Origin of the sequence: Stutzerimonas stutzeri (genome assembly GCF_024448935.1) — a bacterium.
GTDB lineage: Bacteria > Pseudomonadota > Gammaproteobacteria > Pseudomonadales > Pseudomonadaceae > Stutzerimonas > Stutzerimonas stutzeri_AO.
In genome coordinates this window covers 112,130-136,385 of sequence record NZ_JAMOIE010000001.1, presented here as the reverse complement: position 1 = coordinate 136,385, position 24,256 = coordinate 112,130, and the positions used below count along the sequence as shown (strand labels likewise).

At 65.8% G+C, this 24,256-nt stretch carries 19 protein-coding genes and 1 pseudogene; 1 reads left to right on the top strand and 19 read right to left on the bottom strand.

Going from position 1 to position 24,256, the window contains the following annotated elements; all coding sequences use genetic code 11:
* From nifJ to NA637_RS00510, 16 genes and pseudogenes are all read right to left on the bottom strand, one after another.
* Positions 1–2,771 (bottom strand): annotated as a pseudogene (nifJ, locus tag NA637_RS00585) (pyruvate:ferredoxin (flavodoxin) oxidoreductase); the annotation flags it as partial.
* Positions 2,772–2,890: 119 nt separating this feature from the next.
* On the bottom strand, positions 2,891–4,537 hold the full coding sequence (locus NA637_RS00580; protein WP_256070446.1) for an NAD(P)-binding protein: 1,647 nt from the start codon (positions 4,535–4,537) through the stop codon (positions 2,891–2,893).
* Positions 4,534–4,896: a hypothetical protein gene (locus tag NA637_RS00575; protein ID WP_256070445.1), complete on the bottom strand. Its 363-nt coding sequence runs from the start codon at positions 4,894–4,896 to the stop codon at positions 4,534–4,536. The genes NA637_RS00580 and NA637_RS00575 overlap by 4 nt, the downstream gene beginning before the upstream one ends.
* Positions 4,897–4,921: 25 nt before the next feature.
* A complete protein-coding gene (glgP, locus tag NA637_RS00570) occupies positions 4,922–6,631 on the bottom strand; it encodes an alpha-glucan family phosphorylase (protein ID WP_256070444.1) in 1,710 nt (569 codons plus the stop codon).
* Positions 6,628–9,084 (bottom strand): phosphoenolpyruvate synthase, encoded by a 2,457-nt coding sequence (gene ppsA / locus NA637_RS00565; protein WP_256070443.1) that lies wholly within the window; start codon positions 9,082–9,084, stop codon positions 6,628–6,630. Before ppsA ends, glgP begins: the two co-directional genes overlap by 4 nt.
* Positions 9,081–10,139 (bottom strand): type II glyceraldehyde-3-phosphate dehydrogenase, encoded by a 1,059-nt coding sequence (locus tag NA637_RS00560; RefSeq protein ID WP_256070442.1) that lies wholly within the window; start codon positions 10,137–10,139, stop codon positions 9,081–9,083. The genes ppsA and NA637_RS00560 overlap by 4 nt, the downstream gene beginning before the upstream one ends.
* Before the next feature lie 32 nt (positions 10,140–10,171).
* Entirely contained in the window at positions 10,172–10,447 is a 276-nt protein-coding gene (locus tag NA637_RS00555; RefSeq protein ID WP_256070441.1) for a DUF2934 domain-containing protein, read from the bottom strand.
* Positions 10,444–10,626: a hypothetical protein gene (locus NA637_RS00550; protein ID WP_256070439.1), complete on the bottom strand. Its 183-nt coding sequence runs from the start codon at positions 10,624–10,626 to the stop codon at positions 10,444–10,446. The genes NA637_RS00555 and NA637_RS00550 overlap by 4 nt, the downstream gene beginning before the upstream one ends.
* Before the next feature lie 403 nt (positions 10,627–11,029).
* Positions 11,030–11,266, bottom strand: a complete 237-nt coding sequence (locus NA637_RS00545; RefSeq protein ID WP_256070437.1) for a MerR family DNA-binding protein — start codon at positions 11,264–11,266, stop codon at positions 11,030–11,032.
* Positions 11,267–11,457: 191 nt separating this feature from the next.
* Positions 11,458–12,936, bottom strand: coding sequence for an anthranilate synthase component I (trpE, locus tag NA637_RS00540; RefSeq protein WP_256070435.1), 1,479 nt, complete (start codon positions 12,934–12,936; stop codon positions 11,458–11,460).
* Between the two features lie 184 nt (positions 12,937–13,120).
* Positions 13,121–13,822 (bottom strand): phosphoglycolate phosphatase, encoded by a 702-nt coding sequence (locus tag NA637_RS00535; protein ID WP_256070433.1) that lies wholly within the window; start codon positions 13,820–13,822, stop codon positions 13,121–13,123.
* On the bottom strand, positions 13,822–14,493 hold the full coding sequence (gene rpe, locus NA637_RS00530; protein WP_256070432.1) for a ribulose-phosphate 3-epimerase: 672 nt from the start codon (positions 14,491–14,493) through the stop codon (positions 13,822–13,824). The genes NA637_RS00535 and rpe overlap by 1 nt, the downstream gene beginning before the upstream one ends.
* Before the next feature lie 135 nt (positions 14,494–14,628).
* Positions 14,629–16,086, bottom strand: coding sequence for an NADP-dependent succinate-semialdehyde dehydrogenase (gabD, locus tag NA637_RS00525; RefSeq protein ID WP_256070430.1), 1,458 nt, complete (start codon positions 16,084–16,086; stop codon positions 14,629–14,631).
* Positions 16,087–16,129: 43 nt separating this feature from the next.
* Positions 16,130–17,524 (bottom strand): DUF3360 domain-containing protein, encoded by a 1,395-nt coding sequence (locus tag NA637_RS00520; protein ID WP_256070428.1) that lies wholly within the window; start codon positions 17,522–17,524, stop codon positions 16,130–16,132.
* Positions 17,525–17,608: 84 nt separating this feature from the next.
* Positions 17,609–18,757, bottom strand: coding sequence for an iron-containing alcohol dehydrogenase (locus tag NA637_RS00515; protein ID WP_256070427.1), 1,149 nt, complete (start codon positions 18,755–18,757; stop codon positions 17,609–17,611).
* Between the two features lie 177 nt (positions 18,758–18,934).
* Entirely contained in the window at positions 18,935–20,305 is a 1,371-nt protein-coding gene (locus NA637_RS00510) for a sigma-54 interaction domain-containing protein (protein ID WP_256070425.1), read from the bottom strand.
* A 389-nt stretch (positions 20,306–20,694) separates the two neighbouring features.
* Here NA637_RS00510 and NA637_RS00505 point away from each other — a divergent pair, with 389 nt between their 5' ends.
* Complete coding sequence (locus NA637_RS00505) at positions 20,695–21,735, top strand: alpha/beta hydrolase family protein (RefSeq protein WP_256070424.1); 1,041 nt, start codon at positions 20,695–20,697, stop codon at positions 21,733–21,735.
* Here the strand turns inward: NA637_RS00505 and NA637_RS00500 are convergent.
* The 3 genes from NA637_RS00500 to NA637_RS00490 are packed head-to-tail and all read right to left on the bottom strand — an operon-like array spanning position 21,732 to position 24,187.
* Positions 21,732–22,502, bottom strand: coding sequence for a DnaJ domain-containing protein (locus tag NA637_RS00500; protein WP_256070423.1), 771 nt, complete (start codon positions 22,500–22,502; stop codon positions 21,732–21,734). The genes NA637_RS00505 and NA637_RS00500 overlap by 4 nt on opposite strands.
* Positions 22,503–23,168, bottom strand: a complete 666-nt coding sequence (gene murU, locus NA637_RS00495; RefSeq protein WP_256070421.1) for an N-acetylmuramate alpha-1-phosphate uridylyltransferase MurU — start codon at positions 23,166–23,168, stop codon at positions 22,503–22,505.
* Complete coding sequence (locus NA637_RS00490) at positions 23,165–24,187, bottom strand: aminoglycoside phosphotransferase family protein (RefSeq protein WP_256070419.1); 1,023 nt, start codon at positions 24,185–24,187, stop codon at positions 23,165–23,167. The genes murU and NA637_RS00490 overlap by 4 nt, the downstream gene beginning before the upstream one ends.
* Positions 24,188–24,256 lie beyond the last annotated feature (69 nt).

Genomic DNA, 24,256 nt, shown 5'->3' with positions numbered 1-24,256 from the left:
TCGAGAGCAGTTCGCGCGCGGCGTCCTCGTCCAGGGCCGCGAGCTTCTGCTTCAGCCCGTCGACGCGCGCGCGCTGGGCGCGCAACTCGGATTCGTGCAGCTGCGGTGCGTTGAGAATCGAACCGGCGAGTTGCTCGCCCACCACCGGCGCCAGCTCACGCAGGCGGGTGCGCGCCAGTTCGAGGTGCTGGTCGGCGGCCAGACGGAATCCCAACCCGAACTCGGCGTTATCCTCGAACAGGGAATTCGACCAGGCCGGCCCGCGGCCGTCGGCGTCGCGCGTCCAGGGCGTGACCGGCAGGTTGCCGCCGTAGATGGACGAACAGCCGGTGGCGTTGGCGATCTGCAGCCGGTCGCCGAACAACTGCGACAGCAGCTTGAGGTAGGGGGTCTCGCCGCAACCCGCGCAGGCACCGGAAAACTCGAACAGCGGCTGCAGGAACTGCACGCCGCGCACATTGGCGAAATCGACGCGCGCGCGGTCGTTGACCGGCAACGTCTCGAAGAACGCAATATCGCTGCGCGCCTGGTCGAGAAGCGGCGCTTTCGGCCCGAGGTTGATGGCCTTGACGCCGGGATCGCGCGGACTGTGCGCCGGGCAGACCTCGACGCAGATGCCGCAGCCGGTGCAGTCCTCCACATAGACCTGCAGCGAGAAGCGCGCATCCGGATAACCGCGGGCATTGACCGGCGCCGATGCGAACCCCGCAGGCGCGCCGTCCAGAGCGTCGGCGCCGCAATACCTGGTGCGGATCACACTGTGCGGGCAGGCAAAGCCGCACTGGCCGCACTGCACGCACAGGTCCGCGTCCCAGACCGCCACGCTGTCGGAAATGTTGCGCTTCTCGAACGCCGCGGTGCCCGGTGGGAAAGTGCCGTCGGCGGGCAACTGGCCGACGCGCAGTTCGTCGCCGCGGCCGAGCATCATCGGCACCGTCACCTCGTGCACGAAGCGCGGCGCCTGCGCCGGCACGACCGGCGGACGGTCGAAGGCGCTGCTGGCCGCGGCCGGCACTGCGACCTCGAAGAGCTGCGCCAGCGTCCGGTCGACGGCCGCGAAATTGTGGCGCACCACGTCCGCCCCCTTGGCTGCGTAGCTGTGCTCGATCGACTGCTTGATGCGCTGGATCGCTTGGTCGCGCGGCAGCACCCCGGAGATCGCGAAAAAGCAGGTCTGCAGCACCGTGTTGATGCGCCCGCCCAGGCCGGCCTCGCGCGCGACGCGGCTGGCGTCGATCACGAAGAAGCGCAACTGCTTGTCGAGGATCTGCTGCTGCAGCGCGCGCGGCAGCCGGTCCCACACAGCGTCCGCTCCGTGTGGCGTGTTGAGCAGGAACACGCCGCCGTCGGCAGCCAGCCGCAGCACGTCGATGCGATCCAGGAAGGCCGCCTGGTGGCAGGCGATGAACTGGGCCGATTCGATCAGGTACGGCGCGTGGATCGGCTGGCTGCCGAAGCGCAGGTGCGAAATAGTCTGCGCACCGGACTTGTGCGAGTCGTAGACGAAATATCCCTGGGCATACCGTCCCGGCTCCTCGGCGAGGATCTTCACGCTGTTCTTGTTGGCGCCGACGGTGCCGTCGGCGCCCAGGCCGTAGAACAGCGCGCGCACCGTGTCGTCGCGCTCGAGCGAGAATGCGGCGTCCACCGCGAGGCTGGTGTGCGCGACGTCGTCCTCGATGCCAACCGTGAAACCGTTTCGGGGCGATGACTTCTGCAGTTCATCGAACACCGCCTTGGCCTGGGCTGGATTGAAGTTCTTCGAACCCAAGCCGTAGCGCCCGCCGATCATGCGCGGCAGGGACGCCCGCGTGCCGTCGGCGACCGCCTGCGCCAGGGTCGTGACCACGTCGAGGTAGAGCGGTTCGCCCGGGGCGCCAGGTTCCTTGGTTCGATCCAGCACCGCAAGCGCGCGGCAGGCTGTCGGCAGCGCGGCGAGAAACGCCGCGGTCGAGAACGGGCGGTACAGCCGCACCTGCAGGACCCCGACGCGCTCGCCGTCCCGATTCAGCCTGGCAGCGGTCGCGCGCACCGTCTCCACCGCCGAGCCCATCACTACGATGACGCGCTCGGCGTCGGGCGCGCCGTCATACTCGAACAGCCGATAGCTGCGGCCGGTCAGCGCGGCGAAGCGGTCCATGCAGGCCTGCACGATGGCCGGCACCCGCGCGTAGTAGGGATTGCAGGCCTCGCGTGCCTGGAAGAAGGTGTCGGGGTTGTGCGCGGTGCCGCGGACCACCGGGCGTTCCGGGCTCAGCGCGCGGGCGCGGTGGGCGCGCACCAGGTCGTCGTCGATCATCGCCCGGATCTGGGCGTCGCCGAGCAGGGTCAGCGTGTTGACCTCGTGCGAGGTGCGGAAGCCGTCGAAGAAATGCAGGAACGGCACTCGCGCCTCCAGCGTCGCCGCCTGCGCGATCAAGGCCAGGTCGTGTGCCTCCTGCACCGATGCCGAGGACAGCAGCGCAAAGCCGGTGGTGCGTGCGGCCATGACATCGGAGTGATCGCCGAAGATCGACAGCGCCGAGGTGGCGAGCGCGCGCCGCGACGTGGAACACGGTCGGCGTCAGCTCGCCGGCGATCTTGTACATGTTCGGCAGCATCAGCAGCAGGCCCTGCGAGGCGGTGAAGGTGGTGGTCAGGGCCCCCGACTGCAGCGCGCCGTGCACGGTGCCGGCGGCGCCGCCCTCGCTCTGCATTTCGTGCACCACCGGGACACTGCCCCACAGGTTGGTCAGGCCCTGCGCCGTCCACTCGTCGGCCAGCTCGGCCATCGGCGAGGCCGGCGTGATCGGGTAGATCGCGCACACCTCGTTGACGCGGTAGGCGACGTGCGCCGCCGCGGCATTGCCGTCGAGGGTGCCGGTGCAGGGCATGTCGGTCTGATCGGGCATCACTCGTTCCCTCCGCGTGCAGGTTCTGGAATCATCTCGATCGCGTGGCACGGGCAGGTCTCGAAGCAGACCGCGCAGCCGGTGCAGCGCTCGTAGAGGAAGCGGTAGCGGCGCCCCGGCCCCAGCTTTTCGATCGCCTGTTCGGGGCAAGCCGCATAGCACTGGTCGCACTCGAAACAGTTGCCGCAAGACAGACAGCGTTGCGCTTCATAACGTGCCTCGGTCTCGCTCAGACCCGACAGCACCTCGGCGAAGTCGCCGGTACGCGCGGCGACCGGCAGCCTCTTCTGTATGGACGGCTCGGCGTCGCTGTAGATCGGCAGGTTCAGCCCGTCGAAGGTGACGACGGGATGCTTCTCGGTGGGCTGGCAGGTCGCGCCGCGCAGCCAGGCATCGATGTGCCGCGCCGCCCGCTTGCCGTGCCCGACCGCCGCGGTGACGGTGCGCTCGCCCGGCACCAGGTCACCGCCGGCGAAGATTCCCGGCCGGCCGGTCATCATGTTCGGACCGACCATGACCGTGCCGTCGGGCTGGAATTCGAGGCCCGGAATCCGGCGCAGGAAGCCGCTGTCGGTCTGCTGCCCCAGCGCCAGCACCACGGCATCCGCCTCCAGGGTCTCGAGCTTTCCGGTCGGCTGCGGACGGCCGTCGGCGTCCAGCTCCATGACCTCGACGGTGAGCGAGGTGTCCGCGATCTCCCTGATGCGGGTCAGCCACTGGATCCTGACGCCCTCCTCGAGCGCCTCGTCGGCTTCGAAGGCGTGGGCCGCCATGTGCGCGCGGTCGCGGTGGTAGACGATCAGCGCCTCGTCGGCGCCGAGGCGCCTGGCGGTGCGCGCGGCGTCCATGGCGGTGTTGCCGCCGCCGTAGATCACGACCCGGCGGCCGAGGCGCGGGCGCTCCCCGCTGCCGACCTTGTGCAGCAGACTCACCGCGTCGAGCACGCGGGCGGCATCGCGCGCCGGGATGTCGACATGTTTGGCAACGTGCGCCCCGATGGCGACGAACACCGCATCGAAGTTTCCGGTCTCCTGCTCGGCGAGCAGGTCCTCGACCTTGTGATCGAGCACGATCCTGACGCCCATGGCCTCGATCCGCCGCACTTCCTTCATCAACTCCGCGCGCGGCAGTCGGTAGGCCGGGATGCCGAAATGCAGCATGCCGCCGGGCAGCGGACCGGCTTCGCGGATCTCGACCGTATGGCCGCGGCGCGCGAGTTGGTAGGCGGCCGACAGGCCGCTGGGGCCGGCGCCGACGATGAGGGCCCGCTTGCCGCTCGGCGGGGCATCGACCGGCAAGGCCCAGCCTTCCAGCGAGGCGAGGTCGCCGAGGAAGCGTTCGATCGCGTGGATCGAAACGGCGCTGTCGAGCTCACGCCGATTGCAGGCGGGTTCGCACGGGTGATAGCAGACTCGCCCGTGTACGCCCGGCAGCGGATTGTCCCGCACCAGCGTCTCCCACGCCTCGCGGTAGCGGCCGGCCTGGGCGTGGGCGAGCCAGGCCTGGATGTTTTCCCCCGCCGGACACGCCTGATTGCAGGGCGGCAGCAGATCGACATACAGCGGGCGCCGGCTGCGCACCGCACCGGTGCCGGGCTCCGCGACCAGGTCGATGATCGGGGTCAGGTCGGAAAATCGTTCGGTCATCGCAACACTTCCCTCATCGCATCGTCAGCGATCTCGAGTTTCATCTTTTTCGGCCTCGCCACCGGAGCGCTCGACGAGTTCACCGGCACGGCCGCCGCGGCGAGGCCGCCGATCGTGCGGGGATTCAGTTGAAAACCGGGCAAGCCCGGTATGTTCGGATGCATCAGGACACTCCCCTGAGTGAGAGCGGTATTGCTTACGTCTGCCCGTGTGGCGCGTTGTGGCGACCCCCGCTGATTGGAGCGGGTTTGTTGGCGGTGCAGTACACGAGGATGACGAGGCTGAGCCCCGCCGCGAAGAAGCACCACACCGAGATGAATCACCGGTGACCACAGCAGCCACACGTAGTAATAGGTCATCGTGTAGCTCCAGGTCGGCCCGCGCCTACAGATAGGCTTCCGACGCGTAGCGCCGCATCATGCGGTGGCTGGTGAAGATCGAACCGTTGTGCGAGATCGCGCTCTTCATCACGCGGATCCAGGCGTCACGGTGTTCGTGGTACAGCGGCAGCACGTCGCGCTCGAGCTTGGTGTACAGCGATTCGGCGTCGCCGTCCGACGCGCTGTCGGGGCCGTCGCCGATCGCCCAGCCGGTGACGCCTTCGACGCAGCCCTCGATCCACCAGCCGTCGAGCACCGACAGGCTCGGCACGCCGTTGAGCGCGGCCTTCATGCCGCTGGTGCCGGAGGCTTCCAGTGGCCGCTGCGGCGTGTTGAGCCAGACGTCGACGCCGGGGGTCAAGGTCTGCGCGAGCGCCATGTCGTAATCCGGCAGAAACGCGCCCTGGATCTCCGGCGCCAGTGCGCGCAGCGCGGCGTGGACCTGGACGATGCGGCGCTTGCCTTCCTCGTCGCGCGGATGCGCCTTGCCGGCGAGCACGATCTGGAACGGGTGGCGCCGCGCAATGGCACGCAGGCGCTCCAGGTCGGTGAACAGCAGTTCGGGGCGCTTGTACGCAGTCATGCGCCGCGCGAAGCCGAGCGTCGGCAGTTCGGGATCGAGCACGACGCCGGTCTGCTCGCGAACCTTGTCGACCAGGCCGCGTCTGGCAACGGCGCGCGCCTGCCACAGGTCCGCATCGCTCAGGCAGCAGTCCGCGCGCACCAGCATCTCCGGTTCGTTGCACCAGCCGGGCAGATGACGGTCGTAGAGCGCGGCCAGCGCCGGATGCGTCCAGGTGTGCGGATGCACGCCGTTGGTGACGGCGCGCACCGTATAGCCCGGATACAGGCGGCGCGAGATTTCCGCATGGCGCTTGGCCACGCCGTTGACGTAGCCGGAAAGGTTCAGCGCCAGCCGTGTCATGTCCAGGCGCGCGTCGCCCGCCAGCCGGCGCAGCGTGCCGCGCTCGACGAAGTTGCCGAGCACGCGTTCGACCAGGCCATAGTCGAACTGATCGTGACCGGCGCCGACCGGCGTGTGCGTCGTGAAGATGCAAGCCGCACGCACGTCGGGCAGGTCGTACGGCGGTTCGCCGGGACGCTGCTCGTCGGCCAGGACGCGCTCCTGCCGCAGCAGTTCGAGCGCGAGCAGCGCCGCATGTCCCTCGTTCATGTGGTACTTGCGGATACGAAAACCCAGCGCACCGAGCATGCGCAGGCCGCCGATGCCGAGCACGATTTCCTGCTTGAGGCGGTAGCTGTCGTCACCGCCGTATAGCTGATGCGTCAGCTCGCGGTCGGCAGTGTCGTTTTCCGGCAGATCGGTGTCGAGGAAAACCACCGGCGCATGCCCGCCGAGGTGGCCCGCGACCGTGTAGAGCCAGGCGCCGACCCAGACCTTGCGCCCTTCGATCGGCACCACGACCTTCGCGCCCAGGCGCTGGAGCGTCGTGGCGGGATCCCAGGGATCGGGGGCTTCCGACTGCCGGCCCTCGGCGTCGAGCGCCTGCCGGAAGTAGCCGTGGCGGCTGACCAGACTCACGGCGACGACCGGCAGTTCCAGGTCCGCGGCCGCGCGGATCGCGTCGCCGGCGAGGATGCCGAGGCCGCCGCTGTAGGTGGGGATGTCGGCGCGCGCGGCGATCTCCATCGTGAAGTAGGCGATGCGCTCGGTTGCCGCGAAATGGGTCTGTACGGAAAGGGGAAGGTTCATCGATTGGCCTCCGGTCGTGATGTCCCGGCGGGACTCGCTGGCGCGCGTGCATCACGCTGGGCCTCGACGTTCAGCACCAGCCGGGTCGTGGCCAGCACCGAGTCCGGATTGAGGCTGATCGAATCGATGCCGAGCTCAACCAGGAATTCCGCGATCTCCGGATAGTCCGACGGCGCCTGTCCGCAGAGGCCGGAATGGATGCCGTTGCGGCGACAGCCCTCGACCGCCAGACGGATCATTTCCTTCACGCCCTCATCGCGCTCGTCGTAGTCGAAGGCGACGATTTCGGAGTCGCGGTCGACGCCGAGCGTGAGCTGGGTGAGGTCGTTGGAGCCGATCGAGAAGCCGTCGAAGCGTTGCGCGAAAGCATCGATCAGGATCACGTTGTTCGGGATCTCGCACATGGCGTAGACCTTGAGACCGTTGTCACCGCGCCTGAGGCCGCGTTCGGCCATCGCCGCCAGCACCGCGTCGGCCTCGGCAATCCGCCGCACGAACGGAATCATCAGCACGACATTGCCGAGACCCATGTCCTCGCGCACGCGCTTCATCGCCGCGCATTCCAGCGCGAAGCCCTCGGCATAAGCCGGATGCGCGTAGCGCGACGCGCCGCGGAAGCCGATCATCGGGTTGGCTTCGATCGGCTCGAAGTCACGGCCGCCGATCAGCGAGGCGTACTCGTTGCTCTTGAAATCCGACATGCGCACGATCACCGGCTTGGGCCAGAATGCGGCGGCGATGGTGCCGACGCCCTCCGACAGGCGTTCGATGAAATAGGCTGCGCCGTCGCTGTAACCGTGCATCAGCCGGTGGATTTGCGCGCGCTCGGCCGGGTCCGAGACCTTTTCCGGATGCAGCAGCGCCAGCGGGTGCACCTTGATCGCGTCGTTGACGATGAATTCCATGCGCGCCAGCCCGACGCCGTCGTTCGGCAGGAACGAGGTCTTGAAGGCCAGATCGGGATTGCCCAGATTGATCATGATTCCGGTCCGTGGGCGCGGCAGGCCGGCCAGGTCGGTGCGATCGACGGCGAATTCCAGCAGGCCCTGATAGACCCGTCCCTGATCCCCCTCGGCGCACGAGACCGTCACCTCGGTCCCGTCCGGGACGTGCTCGGTGGCATCGCCGGCGCCGATCACGGCCGGAATCCCCAGTTCGCGTGCGACGATCGCGGCATGGCAGGTGCGGCCGCCGCGATTGGTGACGATCGCCGCCGCCTGCTTCATGACCGGTTCCCAGTCCGGCGTCGTGGTGTCGGATACCAGCACTTCGCCGGGACGAAAGTCCGGCAGCTGCGCGACGCCGGTGATGACACGGGCACGACCGGCCGCAATACCGCTGCCGACCGAGCGGCCGCGGGCCAGCACCGGGCCACTGCCGGTCAGGCGGTAGCTTTCGAGCACCGTGCCGTGCTTCTGCGAGGCGACCGTCTCGGGCCGCGCCTGGACGATGTAGAGCTGTCCGTCGAGGCCGTCCCGGGCCCATTCGATGTCCATGGGCCGGTCCGATCCGGCCTTGCCGCTGTAGTGGTCCTCGATGCGCATCGCGTAGTCGGCGAGCGTCAGCACGTCCGCATCGTCGATGCAGAACCGCTCGCGATCGGCTTGCGCTGTCGGCACGTTGCGCGTCGCCTCGCGCGTGCGTCCCTCTGCGTAGATCATCTTCAGGTGCTTGTCGCCCAGCGCGCGCCGCAGCACCGCGCGATGGCCGGCGCGGAAACTCGGCTTGTGGACGTAGAACTCGTCGGGATCGACCGCGCCCTGCACCACGTTCTCGCCGAGCCCGTAGGCGCCGGTGATGAACACCACGTCGCGGAAGCCGGATTCGGTGTCGAGCGTGAACATCACGCCGGAACTGGCCAGATCCGAGCGCACCATCTTCATCACGCCGATCGACAGCGCGATCTTGAAATGGTCGAAACCCTGGTCGATGCGGTAGTGGATTGCGCGGTCGGTGAACAGGCTCGCGAAACAGCGGCGGCAGGCGTCGAGCAGGGACTGCTCGCCGTGGACGTTGAGAAACGTATCCTGCTGGCCGGCGAAGCTCGCGGTCGGCAGATCCTCGGCGGTGGCCGAACTGCGCACCGCGAGGCTGAGCCCATCGCCGTACTCCGCGCGCAAGCGGCCGTAGGCGTCGAGAATCTCCTGCTGGAGCGCCGATGGCAGGCCCGCGCCATAGACGATTTCGCGTGCCTGCTTGCCGCGCCGCGCCAGATCGGCGACGTCGTCGGCATCAATGCCGTCGAGCGCGGCGTGCAGCGGATCCCAGGCCTGTGCCTGGTCGAGCATGAATCGGTAGGCGTCCGCAGTCGTTGCAAAGCCATTGGGGATGCGGACCCCTGCGGGGGCCAGCGCGCGATACATCTCGCCGAGCGAGGCATTCTTGCCGCCAACCAGCGGCACGTCATCGATGCCGAGCTCGCCGAAGAACTTGATGTAGCGATAGGTGCTCATGCGTCCGGCTCCCGGTCAGCGGTGGACAGGAAGTCCCGGACCAGGCCGAGCGTGCGATCGGTCTTGGCCATCGAGCGTTCGGCGTCGGTCTCGATACCGGACAGCGCACGGATCGCGTCGATCGTCTCGGGGATGACGATCGCCTGGTTGAACACCTGGTAGCAGTAATAGAGCTGATTGCCATCGACCGTCAGCACGTCCTCCCACAGCGCGACTTCCCACATGTCGCCGCGGCGCCGGCCGAGATCGGCCATCAGCTCCACGGTGCTGTTGAGTGCGCTCAGGCCATCGTGCGTGCGCACGAAGGCGATACGCGGCGCGGCGCGGAACGCGGCCAGCACCTCCTCGCGCGTGGCCTCGCGCGTCAGCTCCACCCACCAGGTGTGCAGATGGCTGGAGTTGTGCGCGGCCTTCACGGCGATCGTGACGACGTCCAGATCCGGATCCACCGTGCGCGCGTCCGGGCCCTGGTGGCTCGGGATCGACTTTTCCGGAACCACGGTGTTCATGATGCCGTCCTGGTGCGCTTCCCACGGGTCCGAGGCGCGCCGGATCAGCGTGCCACGCGCACGCTTGAGCAGGCCCGCCTGCTTGAGCGCGCCCAGCGTGCGCAGGATCGAGGTCGTGTTGCACGACACCACGCGCGTGCTGTCGCGACCGAGCGCGGTCGCGTAGTTGGCCTGGGCGACGAAGGAATGGCCGGTGAGCGTGTGCGATTCGCCGCCCTGGAAGATCGACTTGATGCGCAGCTCGTCGTACAGCTGCTTGTTGCCGGCGGCGACCTTCTTCGGCGTGCAGTCGACCACCACGTCGGCCTGACCGAGCATCGCCTTGAGGTCGCCTGCCAGCGCGATCCCGGCGGCACGCATCCGGTCGGCGGCGTCCGCGGTCGCAGCGAAGACCGGGATGTCGAGCAACGCGGCGGTTTTGATGCGGTAGTCGTCGACGATGTCGGCGACGCCGACGAGCGCCATGTCATCCTGGGCGTTGACGGCGTCGGCGACGCGCTTGCCGATGACGCCGTAGCCATTGATGGCGACCTTGACGGAATTCATAAGCTGTTCTCCGTGTGAGGGATGGATGCCAATCAGCGCGTCGGGCTGTCGTCCCCGGGACTCGAAGATTCCGGCGGTGCCGCCGGCACCCGCTCGATCTCGGCTTCGGCCTGCAGCCAGTCGTTCAGCGCGTCGTCGGCGTTTCCGCAGAACCCTCGGCGCTCCGCGCGGTAATAGGCCGCATCGGCGATCATCGATTGGCGCCTGTCGCCGCAGCACCCGGTGGCGCCAGCTTGCGGCGGAGCCGTGATGGCCGTGTCCGGGGTTTTTGGGGTTTTTGGGGCTTTCTGAGTCTTCGGGGTCTTCATGCGCTGGCTCTCCGTTGCGAAGTGCGTCGTGGGGTCGCCGCGGAGCGGGCCGTGGCGGCGGGGTAGAGGTAGTCGCGGGTGACCGGCAAACGGTCGAGGGTCCTAGCCAGCTGCAGCTGGCAAACAGTCAGGCCGCCCGCGCAGCAGTTGCGTCCGATCAGATCAAGAATGGCCTGCATGGATGATCTCCGCGTGAGATTCCAGTGGGGCTGGACCGACAGATTTGGCAAGTGCACGCAGGCATTCGCGCGTGATCTCGCAAGAGCCGCCGCCGCGCGCATGGCCCGAGTGGCCGCCGTGACCGCCGTGTCCCCGTGTCTGAACATGCGCACGCCGATGAACGCGACGAAGTATCGTGACTCATCTGACCCTCCTGCGGCATGCATCGCATGCCGAGTTTTAAGGGGAGAGCTGCGGACTCGGGCGCTTCTGAGAGCACCATGGCAGGCGCGACAGAAACGTCACCCGCGGCCATTCGAGTTTGAATCAAAACTCCATGCCGTGCGGCGCATGGAGTCGGCAAGCACACAGGATCGGCGGGAATCCGGCTCCGCACATTGACCTGTGTCAATCATTCCCGTTTCACCAGCGCACGGATTTCCGCATGACGGGCTCCTTGTCGCGGGGACCGCGGCAAGGATCGGGGCCGCAGGCGACCAACGGGCACGGGCTTTCGCGCCGGCGGCCGTGCCGGATGATTTCGCCGATCCCGGCGCGCGTGAAACCGAGGCACTGGGCGACGCGGATGAAGCGCAGGCGCTCGGCATCGTCGTCGTCGGACAGCTGGTAGCCGGCGCTGGAGCGACGCGAAGCACGCATCAGGCCTCGTCCCGCATCGGCTCGCTGCTCTTCAGAATCAGTTGGCCGGCATGGCGCGCAATCCGCCCCGCCACCTGATAGAGCCGCTGAGACCAGAGCATCGCTTGCCCGCTACAGCCAAGCCGGGCGCCCTTGCGACTAATAAGGACTTTAGTCGCAGTCGCCGAATGGGCCCATGAGCCGCGCCGAAGTCAGTCGCTCCCGTGCTCCGCCAAGGCCACCGCGCGGAACATCGCGCGGCGCTTGTTCAGCGTCTCTTCCCATTCCAGCGCCGGTTGCGAGTCGGCGACGATGCCGGCACCGGCCTGCACGTGCAGTTCGCCGTCCTTGATCACTGCGGTACGGATGGCAATAGCGGTATCCATGTTGCCGTTCCAGGCCAGATAGCCGACGGCGCCGCCGTAGACACCACGCTTGACCGGCTCCAGTTCGTCGATGATCTGCATGGCGCGGACCTTCGGGGCACCAGACAAGGTGCCGGCCGGCAGGATCGCGCGCAGTGCATCCATCGCCGTCAGTGGCGCCTTGAGCTGGCCGGTGACGTTGGAGACGATATGCATCACGTTGGAATAGCGCTCGATGACCATCTTCTCGGTCAGCCGGACCGTGCCGGTCTCGGCGACACGGCCGACGTCGTTGCGCCCCAGGTCGATCAGCATCAGATGTTCGGCGAGCTCCTTGGCATCGCTGAGCAGGTCCTGCTCCAACGCCAGATCGGCTTCCTCGTTGACGCCGCGCGGGCGGGTGCCGGCGATGGGGCGGACCGTGACCAGGCCCTCCTCGACCCGCACCAGCACTTCCGGCGACGAGCCCACCACGTGGAAATCGCCGAAATTGAAGAAGTACATGTAGGGCGTCGGGTTGAAGCAGCGCAGTGCGCGGTACAGATCGATCGGCGCGGCCTTGAAGGGAATCGACATGCGCTGGGAGATCACCACCTGCATGCAGTCGCCGGCGAGGATGTAGTCCTTGATACGGTTAACCGCCTGCTCGTAGTCCTCGCGACTGAAGCTGGAGCGGAATGTCGGCTCGGTGCCGCCGCCATTCTCGAAGTCCAGGCCCAGGCGCGGTGTGATCGACTGGCGCAGTTTTTCGCGCAGCGCCTGAAGTTTCGCCTGCCCCGCCTCATAGGCGTCCGGCTGCGATGGATCGGCTAGCACGATGCAGTGCAGCTTGCCGGCGAGGTTGTCGAAGACCACCACGGCGTCGGAAACCATCAACAGGATATCCGGCGTGCCCAGCGGATCCGGGTTGGGGCAATTGCCCAGTTTGCGCTCGACATAGCGCACGCTGTCGTAGCCGAAATAGCCCACCAGCCCGCCGTTGAAGCGCGGCAGGCCTTCGACCGGCGCCACACGATAGCGCTGCTGAAAGGCTTCGACGAAGGCCAACGGATCCTCGACCTCGGACTGTTCGGTCTCGATGCCATCGGTGGTCACGCTAACATTGTGATCATGCACCCTGAGCACGGTGCGGCACGGCAGGCCGATAATCGAATAACGCCCCCACTTCTCGCCGCCCTGTACGGACTCGAGCAGGTAGGAATTAGGCGCGTCGGCCAGCTTGAGATAGAGCGTCAGCGGCGTGTCGAAGTCAGCAAGGGTTTCGAACGACAGAGGGATGCGGTTGTGGCCTTCGGCGGCCAAACGCAGGAATTCTTCGCGGATCATGTCAGCCTCGTGGTCGGCGGGGAACTACATAAGGTCGAGCTGTGCAAACGTACCGGGCGAGCCGGCAGGAAATGTCAGGCGCGCCAGCGCCAACGGGCCAGGGCCTTGATGACATTCATCCATTGTTTGCGGGTGACCACCACGATCTGATCTCGTCTGCGGGATGTGCGGAACAGAGCCCACACTAGCTCAGCCCCGAAACCGAAGCAACCAGCTCGCGCAGGTCGTCGAGCACCAGTGCAGGTTCCTCATTACCGATGGGCTCGCCGTGGTTGTAGCCATAACTGAGCGCGACACAGGGAACGGCCGCCGCTTTTGCCGCGCGCACATCGTTGCGTGAGTCGCCAACGAACAGCGACGCATCGGGCGCGACGCCTGCCTGGCTCATGACCCACAACAGCGCCGCGGGATCGGGCTTCTGCTGCGGCAAGGTATCGCCCCCGACCAGCCACTGGAAATAACCGGTGAGGCCTTTTTCTTCCAGCAGCGGTTCGATGAACTGCGCCGGTTTGTTGGTGATGATCGAGAGTTTCACGTCACGCTCGCGCAGCCAGTCCAGGCATTCCCGAACGCCGGGGTAGACCGTGGTCAGTTCGTGGCCGCCGGAATAAGCCTGCATGAACAGCGCCAGCGCTTCGTCGGCCAGCTCATCGCCTACGCCGTCATGCTCCAGCCGACCGGCCAAGGCGCGACGCACCAGCACCCGCGAGCCATTGCCGACCCAGTCGCGTACCCGCTCGATGCCGGCGGGCGCTCGGCCCAGCAGCATCAGCATCTTGTCCACCGCGGCCGCCAGGTCCGGCACGGAGTCCATCAGGGTGCCGTCCAGGTCGAACATCACCAGCCGCGGTAGCTTGCCGTCGAAAAGCTGCTGCAGGCGAGTCATCAGCAGGCCAGCGCCAGCTCGGCGCGCATCTGGTCGATCACGGCCTTGTAGTCCGGCTGGTTGAAAATGGCCGAACCGGCGACGAAGGTATCGGCCCCGGCTGCGGCGATCTCGCGGATGTTCTTCGCATTGACGCCGCCATCGATCTCCAGGCGAATCTCACGGCCGCTGGCGTCGATCAGGGCACGCGCCTCGCGCAGCTTGTCCAGCGTGCCGGGAATGAACTTCTGGCCGCCAAAGCCGGGGTTGACGCTCATCAACAGGACCATGTCGACCTTGTCCATGACGTACTTGAGCACCTCCAGCGGTGTCGCCGGGTTGAACACCAGACCAGCCTTGGCACCGCCATCCTTTATCAGCTGCAGCGAGCGATCGATGTGATCCGAAGCTTCCGGGTGAAAGGTGATGTAGCTGGCGCCGGCTTCGAGGAAGTCGCCGATCATGCGATCCACCGGTTTGACCATCAGGTGCACGTCGATGGGCGCGGTGACGCCATGCTTGCGCAGCGCCGAGCAGACCATCGGGCCGATGGTCAGGTTGGGCACGTAATGGTTGTCCATCACATCGAAATGGACGATGTCGGCGCCGGCGGCGAGCACGTTGTCCACTTCCTCGCCCAGGCGGGCGAAATTGGCGGAGAGAATGGAGGGAGCGATGGCGAACGGCTGCATGACGACCTCGGGTAGCACGGCGGAATGCCGCGCATTGTAGCGGTTACGCCAGCGCCTGGCAGCGCCACCCGAAGGCACAATTGCCACCTCGCCCTGGCGACTGACAAAAAGCTGCCTTGCCGGGTGCAGCTCGCCTCAGATGCCCAGACAGAGATACTTGATCTCCAGGTATTCATCGAGGCCGTACTTGGAGCCTTCGCGGCCCAGGCCGGAGGCTTTCATGCCGCCGAACGGTGCCACTTCGTTGGAAATCAGTCCGGTGTTGATGCCCACCATGCCGTACTCCAGCGCCTCGGCCACACGAAAGGTGCGGCCCAGGTCGCGGGTGTAGAAATAGCAGGCGAGACCGAACTCGGTGTCGTTGGCCTGGCGTACTACATCGGCTTCGTCATGGAAGCGGAACAGCGGCGCCAGCGGGCCGAACGTCTCTTCGCGGGCAACGCGCATCTCGGGGGTCACACCGGTCAGCACGGTCGGCTCGAAGAAGTTGCCGCCCAGCGCGTGGGCCTTGCCGCCCTGCAGCACCTTGGCGCCTTTGCTCAGCGCATCGGCCAGGTGCGCCTGGACCTTGGCCACGGCATTGCGGTCGATCAGCGGGCCGGTGGTCACGCCCGCCTCGGCACCGTGACCGACCTTCAGCTTCGCCACCGCTGCTGCCAGCTTTTCGGCGAAGGCGTCGTACACCGCGTCGTGCACGTACAGGCGGTTGGCGCACACACAGGTCTGCCCGGCATTGCGGTACTTGGACACCATGGCGCCTTCCACTGCCGCATCCAGATCGGCATCTTCGAAGACGATGAAGGGCGCGTTACCGCCCAATTCCAGCGACAGTTTCTTCAGCGTCGGCGCGCTTTGCTCCATCAGTTTGATGCCGACACCGGTGGAGCCGGTGAACGACAGCTTGCGCACGATGGGGTTGGCGCACAGTTCGCCGCCCACTTCACGGGAGCGCTCGGTGTCGGCTGGCAACACGCTGAACAGTCCGGCCGGAATGCCGGCACGCTCGGCCAGCACGGCCAGTGCCAACGCGCTGAACGGTGTTTGGGGAGCGGGCTTGAGCACCATCGCGCAACCGGCAGCCAGGGCTGGACCGACCTTGCGGGTGATCATCGCTGCCGGGAAGTTCCAGGGCGTGATCGCGGCGGTCACACCGACCGGCTCCTTGGTCACGATCAGGCGCTTGTCTGCCTGGTGGCCGGGAATGGTGTCGCCATAGACGCGCTTGGCTTCCTCGGCGAACCACTCGATGAACGAGGCGGCGTAGAGCACTTCACCCCGCGCCTCGGTCAGTGGCTTGCCCTGCTCGGCGGTCATGATCTGCGCCAGGTCTTCCTGGTTGGCCAGCATCAGTTCGTACCACGTGCGCAGCCGCGCGGCGCGCTCCTTGGCGGTCAGCGCGCGCCAGGCCGGCTGGGCAATGCGGGCGGCCTCGATGGCGGCGCGGGTCTGCTCGACGCCCAGGTTCGGCACACGCCCGAGGGACTCGCCGCTGGCCGGGTTGTAAATTTCCATGGTCGCGCCATCGCTGGCATCGCTCCACTGGCCATTTATATACGCCTGATGACGCAGCAGATCGGGATCTTTGAGTTGCATGGTCGCTCCTGTAGCCGGGCACCGTGGCGCCCGGCAGGGATGATTAGTCGAGAGGCTTGCTGGCCGGATCAACAGGCGGTACATCCTTGCTGAACGTTTGATCGTTCTCGCCACGGAAGAAGCGTGCACCGTAGATCAGCAGGCACAGGCCCACGCCAATGGCGAAAGCCCAGGCAGCGCCCTTGATCGCCAGCACCGCGCCGATCACCCCGGCGATGCCCAAGTCGCGCTGGCTGCGTGCTTCCATGATGCCCAGGCGCACGCTCACATACCCCTGAATCAGCAGGGTCAGCGCCAGCGCTACGCCGAGAATCGGCTGCACCAGGGTCACCACCGGCAGCAACAGCAGGCCGGTATTGGTGCCCCAGCGGAACGAGCCGACGCCGCCGTAAATGGACTTCATCGCCGTGGGGCCGCCCTTGAAGCGCTCGGTGATCACTACCTGCATCGCCGACCACTGTGGCCCGCACATGGCGACATCGGGCCCGAACAGGCTCATGAAGGCATTGCGGCCGCCAAAGATCATATGGGAACGATTGGGGTCGAAATCGACCTTCTCGTCACGGCGAATATCGTCTGCCTCGGAAAGGATCGCTTTAGCCCCCAGCAGATCACCGAACACCACCAGATAAGCGGCAAACACAGTCGGAATCGCGGTGATGAACATCATCAATGGCGGCATGCCCAGGCCGAACACGGTGTATTCGTTCCACAGGGTCACGAAGTCCGGCTTGCTGATACCCCACTCGATGCTGGGCCAGGCCGCCTCACCGAAGAGCGGCGCGACGACGACTGCCAGCAGGATGATCGGGAAGATGCCCAGCTTGGCGAAGTTCCACCAGAAGCGGTTGCGCTTCTTCAGCTCCTGAAAATGGATGGAGAACACCAGGTAGAAAGCGATACCGATGGCAATCGAGATGGTCCAGGGGAAGCTATCGAAACGACCGCCTTCCTTGAACACGGTAACCACCGCACTGAGCCCGGCGCCCATGATGATCCCCGCCTTGAGCGCCGATGGCACCAGCGAGACCACCTTCCGCGCCATCCCGGTCATGCCCAGGCCGATGGAGAACACCCCCAGCATCAACTGGAAGGCAATCAGCGCATGCACCCGCTCCGGACCCTCCGGAAATTGGCTGCAGTACGCCATCAACAGGGGAATGGCCGGCGTGATCCAGCCCGGCACCACCGGATCGCCCAACAGGTGGTGCGTCAGGTAGAGCAGGCCGTTGAGCATGACCACCGCCAGTGCTACCTCGAACGGCATGCCGAGGAATTCGGTCATCAACGGAATGGCCGCCAAGTCCACCGCACACATGAGCAAGCCCTGCATGTAGTCGGACATCTCGAAACGGTAGTGGATGAACGGCAGCCGCAGCTTGAAAGGGCCAAGCGGCGTGTAAGGGGCTTCAGGGCCTTGTTGGCGTAGTTCGGACATGTGAAATACCTGGAGTTATTAGTATCGGTCGTAAACCAGCACGCCCCGGCGGAACCAGGGCGCTTCATCGGATTGTTGCAGTGGTCAGTAGGCGGCGCGGTAGATCTGCTCGATATCGCCGGCAGTCAGGCGACGCGGGTTGTTGCGCATCAGGCGGTCGATCTTGCTGGCCTCCTCGGCCATGGCAGGAATCGCGTCTTCCGGCACGCCAAAACTGCGCATGCCCTTGGGAATGTCGACGCTGGCGCACAACTCGGCCATGGCTGCGACGGCCAGGTCGGCAGCTGCCTTGTCGCTGAGCCCGTGCGTTTGCACACCCATGGCGGCGGCGATCTCGGCCATGCGTTCGACACAGGCCAGCTTGTTCCAAGCCATCACGTAGGGCAGCAGCAGCGCATTGCTGACGCCATGAGCGATGTTGAAACGCCCGCCCAGCGGATAGGCCAGAGCATGTACCGCCCCCACGCCAGCGTTACCGAAGGCCATGCCGGCCATCAGGCTGGCGGTGGCCATTTCGTCACGCGCCATCAGGTCGGCCGGGTTGGCGTAGGCCTTGGGCAGTGCCCTGGCGATCAGCTTGATCGCGCCGATGGCCAGGGCGTCGGTGATCGGTGACGCATTCAGCGACAGGTACGACTCCACGGCATGCACCAGGGCATCGACACCACTGGCGGCGGTCACGCTGCGCGGGCAGGTCAGGGTCATCAACGGGCTGACGAGGGCGACGTCGGGCAGCAGATAATCGCTGACGATGCCTTTTTTCAGCTGCGCCTTCTTGTCCGAAAGAATCGACACGTTGGTCACTTCCGAACCGGTACCGGCCGTGGTCGGGATGGCAATCAGCGGTGGGCCTTTGCGCTTGACCTGATCGACCCCGAACAGCTCCTCCAGCGCACCCTCATGGCCGACATAGCCGGCGACCGCCTTGGCGATATCGATGGCGCTACCACCCCCGACGCCGATCAAGCCATCGTGGCCACCGGCGTGGTACACCTTGGCGCAGGCCTCGACGATAGCGATCTCCGGCTCCGGTTTGACACCATCGAAGATACCGTAGGGTCGCTCGCCCAGCTGTTTGAGGACGTGCTCGACCGTGCCGGACTTGATCAGAATGGCATCGGTGACGATCAGCGGATTGTGCATGTTCAGGCGGGGCAATTCGTTCGCCAGTTGCTCGACGGCACCTTGGCCGGTCAGTAGCTTATTGGCGATCTTGAAGGCAGCAATACTCATTATCAGGCCCTTTTTATGGTGTCTAACTGGACGGCGTCGGTAACTGTCATAGCGATTCCTGTGCCAGCCTGGCGCAACCCGCACCGCAGACGGGTTGCGTCGATTTGCCACAGGTTATCGGGGTGCCACTGCGATCAGCAAATGGATCAAAAACCAGCCCCATGATCCATTGCTCAATCAGCCGTGCTCCCAGCGCTTCATCTTTTGCACCAGGGTTGCCTGGCTCAGACCGAGTGCGCGGGCCGCTTCGCGAGTGGTCTTGTGCTGCACCAGTGCGTTGCGGATCAGCCGCCGCTCAAGCTGCTCGACCTGTTTGCGCAGCGGCAGCAGGTTGTTGCCACTGGCGTCCCGCCCGCTGCTGCGCATCTCTTCGGGCAGGTCGAAGAGCTCCACGGCCACCCCGCTACAGGTGACGACCAGGCGCTCGACCAGATTGATCAGCTCGCGGATGTTGCCCGGCCAGGCGTATTCGGTCAGTGCGTCTAAAGCCTCGAGTCCCCACTCCAGCTCGCGGCCGTAGCGCTGATTGAATTCGGCCAGATAGAAGTCGAGCAGCGGCTGGATTTCCTCACGCCGCTCGCGCAGTGCCGGGATACGAATCGGCACTACGTTGAGCCGGTAATAGAGATCAGCGCGGAAACGCCCTTCGGCAACCATCGCACGCAGGTCATGGTGGGTGGCGGTGATGATGCGCACATCGACTTCCTTCAGCTCTAGGCCGCCGACCGGAATGAAGCGGCTCTCCTCAATGACCTTGAGCAGCTTCACCTGCAGCGCCAGCGGCAGGTCGCCGACCTCATCGAGGAACACGGTGCCCTGGTTCGCCAGCTCCAGCAGCCCTCGCTTGCCCTTGCTGCCGGCGCCAGTGAAGGCGCCCGGCACGTAGCCGAACAGTTCGGTCTCGATGAGATTCTCCGGCAGCGCACCGCAGTTGAGCGCCAGGAATGGCTGCGCGGACCTTGGGCTGCTTTTGTGGATGTATTGAGCGATCAGCGTCTTGCCCACGCCAGTCTCGCCCTGCAGCAGGACTTTCACATCGCTGGCCGCGACCTGCCGTGCCTGAGCGAACACCCGCCCGGAGGCGGGCAGACTGGCGACCGGCGATGCGTCGAGCAGATCATCGCGCTGGCCGGCATGCAGTTTCGCGGTACTGCTGCGCAGCTGCTTGAGCTGCTGCAACTCATCGCGCTCGTGCTTCATACGCAGCAGTTCGGTCATGTCACGCACGGTACTGACCACGTAACGCACCTGGCCATCGGCGGCGAAGATCGGCGTACCGCTGACCAGCAGACGCTTGCCCTGGCTGACACTCTGCATCAGCGACAGCGCCTTGCCCTCCTTGAGCACCCGCAGCGATACCGACTGGGAAATCATTCCCTGTTCCACCAACGCCTGCATGTGCTGACCAACCACATCCTCGCAGCGCAACCCGGTCAGCCGCTCGTAGGCGCTGTTGACCTTGAGGGTGATGCCATCGGCATCGGTGATATAGACGCCATCATGCAGCGCATCGAGCAGCTCGCGAAAACTGGGGTCGTCGAAATCCATTGGCGTTCCGGTGCGCACAGAAGGGCTGCAGAGTTTACCCGCGACGGGACGGCTACTGGATGTGCGGACTCGAAAAACCGCCTCGTTGCGGCGCGTCCGGCATCCGTGGCGGATGTCGAAGCGTCGCCCGGATCAGGTCGGCGCGTCGAAGCACTCGGCGGCGGTCGCCAGGCCACGCTCGAGCAGCTCGTCCCCGGCAATCAGCGGCGACCGCACACGCAGCACGTTGTGGTAGGTGCCGCAGAAGCAACAGGCAGCAACAACGCAGCAGAAATGACACCATAAGCCTCACGGGATCGGCAGTCGTGCCGAAAACGCTTTTGTAGTGCATCTGCACCGCCTGCGCCAGCACCACGGCAGCGCCAGGCCGGCGCCTATCAGGAAAGCCCATGGTTCGAGCTTGCGTTTCAACTGGTCTGGCGATCGCCTTGCTGGCCATCGTCACCAGTCCTTTGGTCAACGCCGTCGAGGAGCCAGCCGAACCGGAAGCCACTCCGGCTCCGGTCGCTGTCGATCGCCCGCCGCTGCCCTCGCGCAGCGCGACCATGGCCGCTGACCTGTTGCGCCAACTGCCGCCCAGCGAGTTCATCAGCCTGAACGCGGATAAGGACGACTTCGTTGCGCTCTGGCGCCCCGCCAATGTGGCTGACCCCAAGGGTGTCATCGTCCTGTTGCCTGGCGCGGGCGAAAGCACTGACTGGCCGCGCGGCATCGGCCCGCTGCGTCGTGGCCTGCCGGACCACGGTTGGCACACCCTGAGCCTGAGCCTACCGGACTCGCCGGGCTTGCTGTTACCGCCGGCCACGGAGCAAACGCCCGAGCAGCCGACCGACGCGCCCGAAACCGAGACAGAACAGCCCAGCGAAGATCCGCCGCCAAGCGAGGCCGGCTATCTGCCTGAAGAAGCCGCAGCAGCGCCAGGCGAATCGGCAGCCGACGACGGCGACGCGCAAGCCCCGGCCGAAACGGCCACGCCCAAGCCTGAGCCTGAGCAGGCCGAGCAGATCACCGCACGCATCGAGGCGGCCCTGGCCTTCGCCCGCAGCAGACAACCTGCAGCGATTGTGCTGCTAGGCCAGGGGACAGGCGGCTATTGGGCGGCCCGCTATCTTCAGCAACGGGCGCCGGCGGATGTCAGGCATCTGCTGGTGATCCAGCCGCGCCAACCGGAAGGACAGGACGAGCCGCTTGCGCAGCTGGTGCCGACCCTCAAGCTGGCCACCGGGGACTTCTATTACAAGGACTCAGGGAACGAGCAACGGACAGCTCGCGAGCGACTGAACGCCAGCCGCCGAATCCAGCACCCGGCCTATCGCCAAGTCGGATTACCCCAGCAGACCGGCGATCGCCCCTCCGATCAGGAAGCGCTTGTTCGACGAGTCCGCGGCTGGCTCAAGCGAGAAATAGAAGCGCCGACCGGCTCGCGCTAACGAAAGCCGCGCCGCTCGCGAATCAGGCCATAGGCATGGTGCAGTTCGCGGGTCCGCTCGGTTGCCTCGCGCACCTCGATGGCGGTTGCGCCGGCACCGGCCTGCTTGTCCGGGTGGTGCTTGCTGAGCAGGCGCCGATAGGCCCTTTTGATGGCCTTCGGCTCGCTGTCGGCTCGGACTCCCAGCAACCGCAATGCCTGCTCGTAGGCCCCACCGGGGTTGCTCGGCGCGCCCTGGCGGCGCCCCCCTTGCTGGTCCAGCGCCGCCACGGCCACCGAATCCCAGCCCATCCACTTGCCCCAGAGCATGATCAACTCATGCTCACGCGCATCGATCTGCCCCTGTGCCCTGGCCATACGCCAGCAGGCTTGCAGGAGCGCCTTCGCTTCATCCTGCCGCCCCCTTAATCTTTGCAAGGGCTCGCGTAGCCCGTCGCCACTGGATTTGCCGCGGTAAAAGGCATCGATCGCCATGCGTTGTTGAGGAGCGGTCAACTGGAGCCGGCGCATCTCACTGCGGGCGGCCTGGATGTGTGCCTCGCTGATACGCCCGCCGCTTTTCGCCAAGCGTCCGAGCAGGAAAAACAGCAAGTCATTGCCCTGCGTCAGCGGTTTGGCCCTTGCTAGCAGTTGCCGAACACTCGCCCAGGAGTCGAGCCCGAAGCGACGATCCAGCACCTGCCCGATCAGTGCACCCAACAGGGCGCCCGGAATGCTCGCCAGCAGCCAGCCTGCGAGTGCGCCTAGAAACGTGATTGGCCAGAACATTCAGCGCTGAGCCTCGAGGATGCGCTCGACTTCAGCCAGACGTTCATGCGTCCCAACGTCAATCCAGCGCCCGCGATAATGCTCACCGCTCAGCTTGCCCACAGCCATCGCCTGGCGCAGCAGAGGCGCAAGTTTGAACGCACCGGCACGGCACCCGGCAAACAATTGCGGGCTGAGTACGGCGATGCCGCTGTAGGTCAGCGTCGCGGTGTCTGCGTCGCCAATGCAGCCGTCGATCAAGCTGAAATCGCCTTTGAGGTTATGCGCCGGATTGTCCACCAGCACCAGATGCGCCAATCCTTTGAGTGGCCGCTTCAGCGCACCAAAGTCATAATCGGTCCAGATATCGCCATTGACCACGATAAAAGGCTCCGCCCCCAGCAGCGGCAAGGCACGATGAATCCCCCCGCCGGTCTCCAGTGGCTCGCCCTCGGCTGAGTACTGGATGCGAACGCCCAAACGCCGACCGTCACCGAGGTACGCCTCGATCTGTTCACCCAGCCAGGCATGATTGATCACCAGCTCGTCGATACCGGCCTCGGCCAGCGCCCGGATGTGGTACTCGATCAGCGGCACGCCGCGCGCGCGGACCAGCGGTTTGGGTGTGTGCAAGGTCAGGGGCCGGAGGCGCTCGCCCTTGCCCGCCGCCAGGATCATCGCCCTCATGATGCAACGGGCCCCTGCGGCAACCCTTGCAGCAGTCGCTTGAGATCGGCCAGTTCAGGGCGGCGCTCCAGCACGGTGTCGAGATAAGCGAAAAAGCGCGGCACGTCGCCCAGGTAGCGTGGCTTGCCGTCACGGTGACAGATTCGCGCAAAGATACCGATGACCTTGAGGTGGCGCTGCAGGCCCAGCAGATCGCTGGCGCGATGGAACTCGGCGAAGCTCTCCTGCACCGGCACCCCCCGCGCGCGCGCGCAATCCCAGTAACCCTGCAGCCAGCCAAGCACCCGCTCTTCCGGCCAACTGAGAAAGGCATCCTTGAACAGCGAGGTGATGTCATAGGTGACCGGGCCGATCACGGCGTCCTGAAAATCCAGTACGCCGGGGTTCGGCTCGCTGAGCATCAGATTGCGTGGCATATAGTCGCGATGCACCAGCACTGTTGGCTGGGCCAGCGCCGAGTCGATCAGCACACGGCAGGCTTGATCCCACAGCTGCTGCTCATCCGCCGTAAAGCTGTGGCCCAGATGCCGTTGCACATACCACTCAGGAAACAGCTGCAGCTCGCGGCGCAGCAGGGCTTCGTCATAGGAAGGCAGCGCTGCTTGGCTGGCGTTGGCCTGGAACCTCAGCAGCGTCGAAATGGCGTCAGCGAAGAGCGCATCAGCATTATCGCCGTCGATCACGTCCAGGTAGGTCTGCCGACCGAGATCGCTGAGCAGCAAGAAGCCCCGCTCGAGGTCGGCCGCGAGGATTTCCGGCACATGCACGCCAGCCTCGGCCAGTATTGCCGCAATGTTCACGAACGGCTGGCAGTTCTCCTGGGGCGGTGGCGCGTCCATCAGGATAAAGCTGTGCTGCCCTGCCTCCCACCGAAAGTAACGACGGAAGCTGGCGTCACTGCTGGCAGCAACCAGCGACACCTCGGGCACGTCGCCCCAGCCGCGACGAGCGAAAAGCGCGTGCAGATGAGGCTCCAGCCAGGCGTTGAGGTCCAGCAGACGTTGATCATGTTGCGGCATATCAGGGGCTCTCCACGGCGCTAGCCGATAGGCAGGTCATGCTTTATTATCCAGCATCTTTTTCAGCCC